The organism is Pacificibacter marinus (assembly GCF_018860505.1).
Taxonomy (GTDB): domain Bacteria; phylum Pseudomonadota; class Alphaproteobacteria; order Rhodobacterales; family Rhodobacteraceae; genus Celeribacter; species Celeribacter marinus_B.
In genome coordinates, this window is record NZ_JAHKPU010000018.1 from 227,151 (window position 1) to 239,727 (window position 12,577).

Below are 12,577 nucleotides of genomic sequence, written 5' to 3' on the forward strand. Positions count from 1 at the left end.
ACAAAAATGCCGCCCTATTGGGCGGCATTTTCTAAATTACTGATCCAAGAAGCTCCGCAACTTGCGAGACCGGCTTGGGTGCTTCAGTTTCCGCAAAGCCTTCGCTTCAATCTGACGAATACGTTCGCGGGTCACGCTGAACTGCTGACCCACTTCTTCCAGCGTGTGATCGGTGTTCATGCCGATGCCAAAGCGCATCCGCAAAACCCGTTCTTCGCGTGGGGTGAGCGAGGCCAGAACCCGTGTGGTGGTTTCTTTGAGGTTTTCCTGAATGGCGGAATCCAAAGGCAGGATCGCATTCTTGTCCTCGATGAAATCGCCGAGTTGTGAATCTTCCTCGTCGCCAATCGGTGTTTCGAGCGAGATAGGCTCTTTGGCGATTTTCATCACTTTGCGCACTTTTTCCAAAGGCATTTGCAGCTTGGCTGCCAATTCTTCGGGTGTCGGTTCGCGGCCAATTTCGTGCAACATCTGACGGCCCGTGCGCACAAGTTTGTTGATCGTCTCGATCATGTGCACAGGGATACGGATGGTGCGCGCTTGGTCAGCGATAGAGCGCGTGATCGCTTGGCGAATCCACCATGTGGCGTAGGTCGAGAATTTATATCCACGACGATATTCAAACTTATCGACAGCCTTCATCAGGCCAATGTTGCCCTCTTGAATGAGATCGAGGAATTGAAGACCACGGTTGGTGTATTTTTTGGCGATGGAAATCACGAGACGCAGGTTGGCCTCGACCATTTCTTTTTTCGCCTGACGCGCTTCTTTTTCGCCTTTTTGCACCTGTTGTACGATGCGGCGGAATTCAGAGATATCAACACCAACATACTGACCAACGATGGCCATTTCGCCGCGCAACTCTTCGATTTTGGGCGTGAAGCGTTCCAGCAACATCTGCCATCCACGACCGGATTTTTCGCCCATACGATCAAGCCAGTTCGGATCAAGCTCAGCACCACGGTAAGCGTCAACGAATTCACGACGGTTGATCCGCGCTTGGTCGGCGAGTTTCACCATGTTGGAATCGATGGACATGATGCGACGGTTGATGCCGTAAAGCTGGTCGATCAGGGCTTCGATACGGTTGTTGTGCAGGTGAAGCGAGTTCACCAAAATCACGATTTCAGACCGCAGCGTTTGGTATTCTTTTTCTTCAACCGCCGAGAATGATCCGTCTTCGTTCAAAGTCGCGGACATACGCAGGTCTTGCATTTCAGACAGGCGCGCAAAGTCGTTGGAGATGTTCAAGAGCACTTCCAAAACCTGTGGCTTCAAAGCGGCTTCCATCGCGGCCAAAGACATGTTGGCTTGTTCATCTTCATCGTCGTCATCATCGTCGTCATTGGCAATCGGATGGCCATCAGCATCGAGTTCTTGGGTTTTTCCAGCCGCTGGAGCAGCCGCTGCGCTCGCGACACCAGAGGCAGCAACGCCGCCCACAACATTTTCTTCGTCGTCGCCATCGATACCTGTGCCGAATGTGGCCTCAAGATCGATCACGTCGCGCAGCAAAATGTCTTCGGTCAAAAGCTCGTCATGCCAGATCGTAATCGCTTGGAAGGTCAAAGGGCTTTCGCACAGACCGGCGATCATCGTGTTGCGGCCAGCTTCGATCCGCTTGGCAATCGCGATCTCGCCTTCGCGGGACAAAAGCTCAACAGAGCCCATCTCGCGCAGGTACATCCGCACGGGGTCATCGGTGCGATCAAGCTTTTCGGTTTCAGAATTGGCCAACGTCAGATCGCGTGGGCCGTCAGCTTTGACAAGCTCGCCGCTGGCAGCGACCTCTTCTTCTTCCTCGTCTTCGATAATATTGATGCCCATTTCTGACAGCATCGACATTACGTCTTCGATTTGCTCGGAACTGACCTGTTCAGGGGGCAATACTTTATTGAGCTGATCGTAGGTGATATAGCCTTTTTCACGGGCCTCCGCGATCATTTTCTTGACCGCCGCTTGGCTCATATCGAGACCAACATCTGCTTCCGCAACGTCGGTTTTTTGATCATCGTTGTCCTTAGCGGCCATCCGGCTCTCCTCAGTCGAAATCGTTTCCTGCGAATCGCCCGTCATAGACGCGCGAATCAATGGCTTTACGAATCATGTCACGCGAATCAACGATTCGCCACCCGTTTACCCATATTTCCTTAACCGCAGCTGTACCAGAGGGGCACGCACGCTGGATTTCATATAGCGCAACACAGTCACAGGTCTATTCTGCCCCGCCCTGCGCCCCTTTGCCCTTTGAAATCCGCGCGATCAGATCATCCAAAGCGCGGCGTTCATCGCGTTTCATTTCGGCCCCATTGGCGCCGATATCGTATTCTGCGCGATCCTCGGCCTCGGCTTTGGTCGCACGATTGCGTGCCTCTGCCGCTTGGGCCAAACGCCATGTGACGTTTTCATCATCCGCAGAGACCATATCCAAGATACCGTCACTCAATTCCGTCGAATAACCACGACGCGCTTTGAGCTTGGCCAATTCCTCGGCCAGGCACATCTGCGCCATTTCTACATCTGGTCGTTGCACTTGGGACGCGATTTGCACATGGGGATGCGCCATCAAACGATCAAGGGCTGGCTTGCCACAATCAGACAGAACTTTATCCCACAGAGCTTGCGGATCGGTCACATCGGCATGGGTCAGCAGCGCGTGCAGCAGGCTGGCATGTTCGGCGTTAGTAGGGTGAAGCGCCTCAAGACGCGCATCGAATTCAAGGATCACGGACGGGTTTCGCAGAGCCGTGGCCAAGATCACCGCCTCGCGCAGAAAGTCCAAATAGCTGTCATCCGAAGACGCAATGACTGAAGATTTGGTCGACGGCACAGGTACAGCCGGCAATTTGAAGGACTTGGTTTTGGGGTCCCATTCGCGTTTGGGTCGGGCCTCGAAATCGGTGTTGCGTTTGCCGCCTGCCCCATCACGCCCAGCGCGACCACTGCCCTGCCCCGCCCCTGAGGGCGCATCAGCGTAGCGGTCATCATAGCCCATATCAGCGTCAGCATCATAGCCGCCATGATCCATGCCCCCATATCCGGCGTCATAGCTAGCGGGGGGCGGAGCTGCAAAATCAGGGGTCACCTCAAAAGGATCACCGCCCTGATCCAGCTCGCTTTGGGTGCGCTTGGATTGAAACAACTCGAAGCGCATGTCTTTGAGGATTTCACCGTAATGGCGCTTGATCGAACGATCCTTGATCGGAGTAATGGCATCGCGCAGCGCTTTATCCAAGGAGGCGCGGCGTTCAGGGCTGTCAAAGACTTTCCCTTCAGTTTCGCGCTGCCACAACAAAGTGACCATGGGCACAGCAGCCATCAAAACAGCGCGCATACCCGCACGACCTTCGGCTTTGATCAGATCATCGGGGTCTTTGCCCTCAGGCATAATCGCAAAGCGCAGGGATTTCCCCGCCTCAAGCAAAGGCATAGCTAGATCGATCACGCGCATGGCAGCGCGCAAGCCCGCTTTATCGCCATCAAGCGCGATCACCGGTTCAGGGTGCATCCGCCACATCAGCTGCAATTGGCGTTCTGTCACGGCGGTGCCAAGGGGGGCGACTGTGGCTTCGAACCCTGCCTCAGACAAGGCGATGACATCCATATAGCCCTCTGCCACGACCAAGGTCTGCCCCTTACCACAAGCGGTCCGCGCCCCGCCATGGTTGTACAGCGCAGCGCCTTTGTCGAACAACAACCGCTCTGGTCCGTTGAGGTATTTCGCCCGCGCGTTCGGGTCCATCGAGCGCCCGCCGAATGAAATCGCCCTCCCCCGCGGGTCACGGATCGGGAAAATAATCCGGTCGCGGTAAAAATCATAGGCGCTGCGCCCGTCATCAGGCTTTGCCGCGACGCCTGCCTCAATGGCCATGTCTTCCGAAATACCGATGGATTTCAGATGCGCCAGCAAGGCATTTCCGTTGGGCGCATAGCCAATCTCAAAGCGGTCCCGCGTGGCCTCTGACATGCCGCGCCTGTCCAGATACTCACGCGCAGACCCGCCGCTGGCTTGCGCCAAGGACATACGGAAAAAGCGCACGGCGGCCTCGGTCACCTTCGCCAGTTCTGTACGTTTGTCGGATTTTTGTTGCGCCACAGGGTCGCGTGCAGGCATGGGCATGCCCACTTCGCCCGCCAAAATTTCGACCGCCTCCATAAAACTGGTATTTTCGGTTTCGCGGATAAAGGTTATCGCGTCGCCTTTCGCATGGCAGCCAAAGCAATAGTAAAAGCCTTGCTTGTCATCGACGTGAAAGGAGGCCGATTTTTCTTGGTGAAACGGGCATGGTGCCCACATGTCACCTTTGCCTTGGTTGGACTTACGCGGATCCCATATGACTTTGCGTCCGACCACTTGGGTCAGGGAACTTCTGGCGCGCAGCTCATCAAGGAATCCGGGTGGTAATGACATGGGCATATTATCTGCGCCCGCGTCGTCAGAGTCCAGCGTGGCTGTGCGTCTTTGCCCGCGTATCGCCAAGTCCCTAAATCGCACATTCAACGATGCGCTTCACAAGCGCCTTTCACATATATCTAATTGGTTAATGCACCCCCTCAATCGGCACGAAAACAGGTCAAAAACCACTTCACAGCCCCCCAAGTGATTCGCAATTTTACGCCGTAGCTTCTCAAAGCGCGCCCCTCGGGTGTCGGCATTATGGCATCAATACGGCGGCCAATTTGCTTTGTGTCAGCACTGTGTTTAATTAAAAGCAAAAAAGAACAATAAAGAATACACATCAATACTTATGAGCAAAAACGCACACCAAAAGCGCGTTTCGTTTTACATTGTTAACGCTTTGAGGGATATTGAAGTGTCGATGTGGGCCTTAAGCAAGCCTGTGACGCATCGGCATTTGGGAAATGGGGGCACCACTGGACAACGTGAGTTGGTGCTACAATGTTTGGGACGACACAAAACACTCGGGACACAGCGCTCAAAATGCGCCCAGCCAAGACACTTAATGCGTGTCGGGCATGGCTGAACCGAACCAAAATCATGGCGCGTCAGTATGGCCGTGATGAAGAGGGCTCGTTGCTCATCTTCGGGCTTTTCACTTTTGTGATTGTTCTTGTTCTTGCAGGCATTGGCGTCGATATCGTGCGCCACGAAACCCTGCGCACCGAATTGCAAAACACCGCCGACCGCGCCGTGTTGGCCGCGGCCAGCAGTGAAACAACCGAAGCCGCCAAAGCCGTAGTGCGCGATTACTTCGCCAAAGCTGGTTTGACGGAATTCCTTGATAAGGTTGAGGTCGACGGTGTTGGCTACGGCAAACGTGTTAAGGCCACAGTAACGGCAGATATTCCAACTTATTTCTTGCGCCTCTCTGGCGTGGATAATTTAGAACTGAACAGTTACAGCGTCGCCGAACAAGGCATGACCGAACTGGAAGTGGCGCTGGTTTTGGACGTGTCCGGATCCATGAACAGCAGCAGCCGTTTGGCGAACCTCAGCGTTGCCGGCAAAGCCTTTGCGACAACCGTATTTTCAAACTCTATTGCCGGCCATGTGGCCGTCTCAGTTGTCCCCTACGCGACACAGGTTAACGTTGGCCCTGACATCGCCGCGCAATTCTTGCGCGAAGACAGCCACGAGACCTCACATTGTTTCAACTTTACCGCAGATGACTTTACGACCAACACTGTCGAGTTGATCACAGATGACGATCCAAAGTCCTACGAACAGACGTTGAATTTTGACCCTTGGTACTACAACGAACCAAACGAAGGACTTGTGACGCAGCTCTGCAACTCAGCTGAAAACAACCGCGTCTTGCCCTTTTCGACATCTAATACTGCTGTCGAAAATAAAATCACAGGCCTGACGGCGGACGGCAACACATCCATCGATGTCGGTGTAAAATGGGGCATGTCTATGCTGGACCCCTCGTTCCAAGGTGTGACGACAGCACTGGTCGCGGATGGTCTGGACGCGTCAAATGCAGGCCGCCCACATGAATATTCATCATCAACGCTAAAAGTGATGGTGGTGATGACCGATGGTGTAAACACGTCGCAATACTATGTACCTGATCCTTACCGCTCTGGGAATTCGGACATCTATCTGGACCCCGACACAGATCGTGTGTCTTTTGGCACCGACTATGAAGAATGCACGACGACATCGTACAAGAATTGGAAAGGTAAGACAAAATACACCACAACCTGCGAAGACGTCACAAAATACTACGCGCCGCACAATGAGAACTATTACGAAGATCCTTATGGTGGCTGGGATGATGTGCGTTTGTTGACCTGGCCCGAAGTATGGGACCGTTTCACCATCGATAGCCACGCCTATACCCGTTACGAGGCCTCAGGCGATTCAGATGATTACTACGACTGGCGCGACATTGACAAAAGCTATGGCAGCAGCACCAAAAACTCGCGTTTGCTGCAAGCCTGCCAAGCCGCCAAAGACAAAGGCATTATCGTCTTCACGATCGGTTTCGAGGCGCCAAGCTCAGCCGCATCTATTTTGAAGAGCTGTGCCTCGTCTGAAGCGCATTACAAAGATGCCGACGGGTTAGAGATTGCAGATGCCTTTGCCGCTGTGGCGACCAAAATCACTGAATTGAGGTTGGTTGAATGAGTATTCTTTCTCGCCTGAAACAAAGCACACGACTTTTTGCGAAAGACGATAGTGGCTCTGCCACCATGGAGTTTTCCATACTGTTCCCGATCTTCGTCTTCATCCTGATGGGCGGATACGAAATAGGGTATTACACCGTGTCATCCACCATGCTGGATCGCGGTTTGGACATGGCTGTGCGCGATGTACGTCTGGGTCTTATGGAAAACGTCACCCTGCCAACGCTAAAAAACAGCGTATGCAGCTATGCGACTTATGTCAGAAACTGCGAAGAAAACATTCACATCGCGCTTGAGCCTGTCGTTGCCAGCGGATTTGTCGTCCCTTCAAGCTATGCTGAATGCATTGATCGCGCGGCGGATGTCACCCCCGCCACGACCTTTTCTGACGGCAATGAAAACGAACTAATGTTGGTGCGTGCCTGTGTGAATATCGATCCGATCTTTCCAACGACATGGCTTGGGGCACAGCTTGAGACCTATGAAGGTTCAGGCATCGCTATGGTTTCAACCGCAGCTTTCGTTAACGAACCAAACACATAGGAGCCATGCCGCATGAAACATTTTCGCATCCCCACGCAGCGCATTGCTTCTATCGCTCGCCGCTATAAATGCAGCGACCTTGGATCGATGAGCATCGAGACCGTGCTGGTGCTGCCCTTGATCTTGACCGGTCTATTGTTGTCCTACACCTATTTTTCTGCCTTTCAAGTCAAAGGCATGGCCAATAAAGCCGCCTATACGGTGTCAGACTATGTATCCCGCCAAACCGACCCTATCGACGCAGATTTTGTCGAAGGTCTGTCAAGTATCTACGGCTATCTGACCAATACAGGGATCAAATCACTGCGCTTGTCGTCTTTCACATGGTCAGACATCGATGGATCATCCGATTACAAACTCGAGTGGTCTTATGCCACAAATGGTGGTGAGGCGCTCAACGGAGATTCCTATGCATCCGTCGTGTCACGCCTGCCGGCCATGACCAGTGGCGAAACGGTATTGGTCATGGAAACGACAACCGATTGGGCCCCTGTGTTCAACATCGGCCTCGACGACCTGACCTTTAGTGACTTCGTTGTGACCAAACCCCGTTTTGCGACACAAGTTCTGTTTGATGATGGCTCTGACGACGATTACGACAGCGGAGATTCATCAGATGATATAAGCGTCACAGACACTTACAGTTACTATAACAGTGGCACCTAGGTCTGGTCCGATGCGCTTCGCGCGAAACCGCGATGTGAAACACGACATAAAATCCAAAATAAAAAATGGCCGTCTCATCCGAGGCGGCCATTTTTCATGTGGTCATTTACAATATTTCAAATGCAATCAACTGTCTGCCTGCGCGTTCAAACGGCGCTGCACAACACGCGCAGCCAAAACATCCGCCATTGCCTTGCCTGCCCCTGGCGATGTCACACCGCCGACACCAATGCGACGCCCAAGGCGCCACCATAGGCCCGGCGCCCAACCGCGCGCGGGCGGCATATCGTCATTCAACACAATCACAAACCCATTGGACGGTTTAAACGCAAACGCGCCGCGCTGCACGTGATGAATATCATCAATCCGGCACAGGACTCGGCCACCCTCTTCGCGGATATCCTTAGCGGTCATCACCAGATCGCGTGAGGTCGAGACCCAAAGACGGTAGGTGGCAAACAAAAGCACCACCCCCATAGCAAGCAAAAACACCTTGCCGATTAAAGCCGCAGGGGGCGTCGTCGCCAAAATCCAAAGATGGATCAGACCCAAGCCCCCCAAAGTCCCAACGGCAAACACCCGTCGCGGCATCGTCGCGGGCAAAGCAAATTCTTTCTCTTCAGGCTGATGCTCTGCTGACATCGCGTTGTAGCCGTCTTCATTTTGGTCGCTCATCAGACCCTCCTCAAATGATGTACCGCATTTAAATCTTTCAACTGCCTACCTTGCAGCGCCACAAACGAAAAGCGAAAACCAGCCATGCCTTGTTTTGACAGCCCCCACAGCCCAATTTCTATCAACCATCACAACTGTGGCGCATTGCTCCCCTGTCCTGCGCAAGTTAAGGTCGCGTTGATTTGATCCCCTCAAGAGTGTTCGCAATGCGCAGCCCCGTTTCCAAGTTCAGCCTCACACACGCCCCAGCCTTGGGGCGCGTCATTGGCGTGGCTGCGATCTGTTCGATACTCGTCGCCTGTACACCGCCCCCCGATTTACAAGGGCGCGTCCAACCCGTTGACAGTTCGACCCCTTGGCCAACGCTGTTCACCTCGGCACAATTGGAACAAACCGTCACCCCAACCCTGAGCGAAGACAAAACCAGCACGACAGTCACCGACAGCCTGGCTGCGCGCGCCGCAGCTCTGCGCGCTCGTGCCCGCGGCCTGTCAGCGCCGGTATTGGACAGTGCCTCACGCAAACACCTTTTGGCCGCGATCACACGTCACCCCTAATCGACCCCACACCCGAGCCAAATCTTACCTCAATCCTGCGGCGTCAAATCCCGTTTGGGATCGTACCAAGGTTGCGGCGCCCCTGCATTCAGTTGCACAGGCTCGCAGAAGTCGGTAACAGACGTGCAAGTTAATTTTCATCGTTTGGAGCGCATCATGCCCGCAGAAAACCTCGCCACAGCCCCCCTTCGTCTCGGAATCGCAGGATTGGGTACGGTCGGTATGGGCGTGATCAAAATCGTGCAAGAAAAAGCCGATCTCTTAGCCCGTCGCACTGGCCGCAATGTGGTTATTTCCGCAGTTTCCGCGCGCTCTAAATCCAAAGATCGCGGCTATGATCTGTCTGCTTATGCTTGGGAAGACGATCCTGTCGCATTGGCCAAACGCGATGATGTCGATGTGTTTGTGGAACTGATGGGCGGCGATTCTGGCCCCGCCAAAACCGCAACCGAAGCGGCTTTAGCCCTTGGCAAAGATGTGGTCACTGCCAACAAGGCGCTTCTGGCCCATCATGGTCAAGCCTTGGCCGAAACCGCTGAAGCAAACGGTGCAGTTTTGCGCTTTGAAGCCGCCGTCGCAGGTGGCATCCCCGTGATCAAAGCCCTCACCGAAGGTCTGGCAGGCAATGACATCACCCGCATCATGGGCGTGATGAACGGCACCTGCAATTACATCCTCACCCGCATGCAAGCCACGGGCCAAGGTTATAACGCCCTGTTCGATGAATGCGCGCGCCTTGGGTATTTGGAAGCCGATCCGCAGCTCGATGTGGGCGGCATCGATGCGGGCCACAAACTGTCGCTTTTGGCCTCTGTTGCCTTTGGCACGAAAGTCAATTTCGCCGCAGTGGAATTGGAAGGCATCGAGCGCATTTCAAACGACGACATCGCACATGCTGCCGATATGGGCTATAAAATCAAACTCTTAGGCGTCACTCAAATGTCAGGTCGCGGCCTTGAGCAGCGCATGACACCCTGCCTTGTGCCTGACACCTCCCCCTTGGGTCAACTTGATGGCGGCACCAATATGGTCGTATTGGAAGGTGACGAAGTGGGTCAAATCGTCTTGCGCGGCGCGGGCGCTGGCATGGGGCCGACCGCCTCTGCTGTGATGTCCGATATCTTGGATATCGCACGCGGCACGCGGATCACAACCTTTGGCCAGCCCGCAAACACCTTGGTTGACGCGACCCCTGCGGTTGCCGCTACGCCTGCGCCTTACTACTTGCGTCTGGCGCTTGTCGACAAACCGGGGGCTATGGCGAAAATCACCAGCGCCTTGGGCGATGCAGGTGTATCCATCGACCAAATGCGCCAATACGGCCAAGACGACAACGCCAATGTTGCCCCTGTTTTGATCGTCACAGATCCAACGCCGCGCAGCGGCTTGGATGCCGCCATTGACACGATGCAGGCCACAGGTGTTCTGGTCAGTGACCCCGTCGCGATTCGTATTGAGACGGTCTAAGCTTTGGTATCGGGGCGCGTTTTGATCACGCGCCTCTAAAATTGATCCCATACAAATGAGCGCGTGAAGCTTAGCATCGGGTGATGAACAACCATCAAGCCCGTGAAAATTGGCATCCTATCCACAAACGTCACAAAATCCACAGATCAGCCACTCGCCCAGCACATTCAGGGTTTGCATGTGGGCTAAGATGCGACGATACACTTGGGCATGAATGATTTTCTTGACGTCTCCGCCTCGTTAACAGGCCGCCGCTGGGTTGGTCCCACATCTGAAAACAATCGCTTGGCAGAAGCCATGGCGCAGCAAACGGCGCTGCCTTTACCGCTGTGTCAAACGTTGACGCGGCGCGGGGTTGCTGTGGAAGAGGCCGAGGCATTTTTAGCCCCTGCCCTCAAAGACTTGCTGCCAGACCCTATGGTTCTGAAAGATATGGAACCTGCAGCCACGCGCTTTATAAAAGCGCTACAGGCGCGTGAAAAAATCGCCATTTTTGCCGATTACGATGTGGACGGCGCGACGTCGGCATCTTTGTTGATCACATGGCTGCGCGACATGGGGCATAGCGCGACGCTTTATATTCCGGATCGCATTGACGAAGGCTACGGGCCGAACGATCCCGCAATGGCGGCCCTCGCCCGCGATCACGATCTTATTGTCTGCGTTGATTGTGGCACGCTGTCTCATGGACCTATTGCAGCCGCTGAGGGCGCGGATGTAATTGTGCTGGACCACCACCTTGGTGGCGAAACCCTGCCCGATTGTGTGGCCGTGGTGAACCCGAACCGCCAAGACGAAACCGGTGATCTGGCGCATCTTTGCGCGGCGGGCGTGGTGTTTTTGTTGCTGGTGGATGTGAATAGGCGATTGCGGGCGCAAGATGTACGCGGGCCGAACCTGATGCGCTATCTTGATCTTGTGGCCCTTGGCACCGTGGCCGATGTGGCACCGTTGATTGGAGTGAACCGCGCACTGGTGCGGCAAGGTCTGCGGGTGATGGCGGACCGCGAACGCATTGGCATTCGCAAATTGGCCGACGTCTCGCGCATGGACACCGCCCCCACCGCCTATAGTCTTGGGTTTATGTTAGGCCCGCGCATCAATGCAGGCGGGCGTATCGGCGCTGCCGATTTGGGGGCGCGATTGCTATCAACCACGGACGAGGCCGAAGCGCAAATGCTGGCCGAACGATTGGATTACCTGAACACGGAGCGCCGCGAGATCGAGGCCTCAGTGCGCGCAGGCGCGTTGGATCAAGCCGCAGAACGGGGCTTGGACGGGCCGCTTGTCTGGGCCGCCGCCGATGGCTGGCATCCAGGTGTGGTTGGCATCGTGGCCTCGCGTTTAAAAGAATCAACCAATCGTCCTGCGGTGGTGATCGGATTTGACGGAGACGAAGGCAAAGGCTCTGGCCGGTCTATTTCTGGCGTTGATCTAGGGGCCAGCATCCAACGTCTGGCCGCAGAGGGCCTGCTGGTCAAAGGTGGTGGGCACAAGATGGCTGCAGGCCTGACAGTCATGCGTGATCAGTTGGAGCCCGCCATGGCGCGCCTGTCTGAACTTTTGGCCAAACAAGGCGCTGGCGAAGCGGGCCCCGCGGATTTGAAACTTGATTCCCTCTTGATGCCTGGCGCGGCCAGCATCGAGTTGATCAATAAAATCGAAGCGGCAGGCCCTTATGGGGCATCAGCCGCCGCACCGCGCTTTGCGTTTCCCAGTTGCATGATTCACTTTGCCAAACGCGTCGGGGAAAGCCATCTGAAAATCAGTTTTTCTGACGGCCAAGGCCCCCGCTTGGATGCGATTTGCTTTGGAGCTTTTGATACCAAGCTCGGCCCTGCCCTAGAAGGTCACGGCGGGAAACGGTTTCATTTGGCAGGGCGTTTGGAAATCAACACATGGGGGGGGCGTCAATCAGTGCAGCTTCGTTTGGAAGATGGTGCCGAGGCCACTTAGTTAAGTGTTTTTAATCTCTTTTGAAAAAAATGGGTTCAGAGGCATTTTATCTCTTGCGCCGCGCGGGCGGCTCGCCTAAATACCGCCTCACGCCAATTGCGGTCCCTTCGTCTATCGGT

9 protein-coding genes are annotated in these 12,577 nt (G+C 54.7%); 6 read left to right on the forward strand and 3 right to left on the reverse strand.

The window, feature by feature from the left end:
• Positions 1-36: 36 nt before the first annotated feature.
• Both rpoD and dnaG read right to left on the reverse strand, forming a co-directional pair.
• On the reverse strand, positions 37-2,031 hold the full coding sequence (gene rpoD, locus KO503_RS05105) for an RNA polymerase sigma factor RpoD (protein WP_215990478.1): 1,995 nt from the start codon (positions 2,029-2,031) through the stop codon (positions 37-39).
• 184 nt (positions 2,032-2,215) lie between these two features.
• A complete protein-coding gene (gene dnaG, locus KO503_RS05110; RefSeq protein ID WP_215990500.1) occupies positions 2,216-4,411 on the reverse strand; it encodes a DNA primase in 2,196 nt (731 codons plus the stop codon).
• Between the two features lie 489 nt (positions 4,412-4,900).
• On the opposite strand from dnaG, the gene KO503_RS05115 reads away from it, so the two are divergent.
• From KO503_RS05115 to KO503_RS05125, 3 genes are read left to right on the forward strand one after another with little or no spacing between them, the layout of a single operon-like run.
• Positions 4,901-6,595, forward strand: a complete 1,695-nt coding sequence (locus tag KO503_RS05115) for a pilus assembly protein TadG-related protein (protein ID WP_215990479.1) — start codon at positions 4,901-4,903, stop codon at positions 6,593-6,595.
• Positions 6,592-7,137, forward strand: coding sequence for a TadE/TadG family type IV pilus assembly protein (locus tag KO503_RS05120; protein ID WP_215990480.1), 546 nt, complete (start codon positions 6,592-6,594; stop codon positions 7,135-7,137). The genes KO503_RS05115 and KO503_RS05120 overlap by 4 nt, the downstream gene beginning before the upstream one ends.
• 12 nt (positions 7,138-7,149) lie before the next feature.
• Positions 7,150-7,803, forward strand: coding sequence for a pilus assembly protein (locus KO503_RS05125; RefSeq protein WP_215990481.1), 654 nt, complete (start codon positions 7,150-7,152; stop codon positions 7,801-7,803).
• 126 nt (positions 7,804-7,929) lie between these two features.
• Here the strand turns inward: KO503_RS05125 and KO503_RS05130 are convergent, their stop codons facing one another.
• A complete protein-coding gene (locus KO503_RS05130; protein WP_252730945.1) occupies positions 7,930-8,478 on the reverse strand; it encodes a hypothetical protein in 549 nt (182 codons plus the stop codon).
• A gap of 206 nt (positions 8,479-8,684) precedes the next feature.
• Between KO503_RS05130 and KO503_RS05135 the strand changes: the two genes are divergently transcribed.
• The 3 genes from KO503_RS05135 to recJ all read left to right on the forward strand — a co-directional run bounded on the left by KO503_RS05135 (position 8,685) and on the right by recJ (position 12,458).
• Positions 8,685-9,035: a hypothetical protein gene (locus KO503_RS05135; protein ID WP_215990482.1), complete on the forward strand. Its 351-nt coding sequence runs from the start codon at positions 8,685-8,687 to the stop codon at positions 9,033-9,035.
• A gap of 156 nt (positions 9,036-9,191) precedes the next feature.
• Complete coding sequence (locus tag KO503_RS05140) at positions 9,192-10,502, forward strand: homoserine dehydrogenase (RefSeq protein ID WP_215990483.1); 1,311 nt, start codon at positions 9,192-9,194, stop codon at positions 10,500-10,502.
• A 210-nt stretch (positions 10,503-10,712) separates the two neighbouring features.
• On the forward strand, positions 10,713-12,458 hold the full coding sequence (recJ, locus tag KO503_RS05145) for a single-stranded-DNA-specific exonuclease RecJ (RefSeq protein WP_215990484.1): 1,746 nt from the start codon (positions 10,713-10,715) through the stop codon (positions 12,456-12,458).
• Positions 12,459-12,577 lie beyond the last annotated feature (119 nt).

Coding starts and splice junctions, on each gene's coding strand:
- rpoD (WP_215990478.1), bottom strand. CDS start 2,031: ATGGCCGCTAAGGACAACGATGATCAAAAAACCGACGTTGCGGAAGCA.
- dnaG (WP_215990500.1), bottom strand. CDS start 4,411: ATGTCATTACCACCCGGATTCCTTGATGAGCTGCGCGCCAGAAGTTCC.
- KO503_RS05115 (WP_215990479.1), top strand. CDS start 4,901: ATGTTTGGGACGACACAAAACACTCGGGACACAGCGCTCAAAATGCGC.
- KO503_RS05120 (WP_215990480.1), top strand. CDS start 6,592: ATGAGTATTCTTTCTCGCCTGAAACAAAGCACACGACTTTTTGCGAAA.
- KO503_RS05125 (WP_215990481.1), top strand. CDS start 7,150: ATGAAACATTTTCGCATCCCCACGCAGCGCATTGCTTCTATCGCTCGC.
- KO503_RS05130 (WP_252730945.1), bottom strand. CDS start 8,478: ATGAGCGACCAAAATGAAGACGGCTACAACGCGATGTCAGCAGAGCAT.
- KO503_RS05135 (WP_215990482.1), top strand. CDS start 8,685: ATGCGCAGCCCCGTTTCCAAGTTCAGCCTCACACACGCCCCAGCCTTG.
- KO503_RS05140 (WP_215990483.1), top strand. CDS start 9,192: ATGCCCGCAGAAAACCTCGCCACAGCCCCCCTTCGTCTCGGAATCGCA.
- recJ (WP_215990484.1), top strand. CDS start 10,713: ATGAATGATTTTCTTGACGTCTCCGCCTCGTTAACAGGCCGCCGCTGG.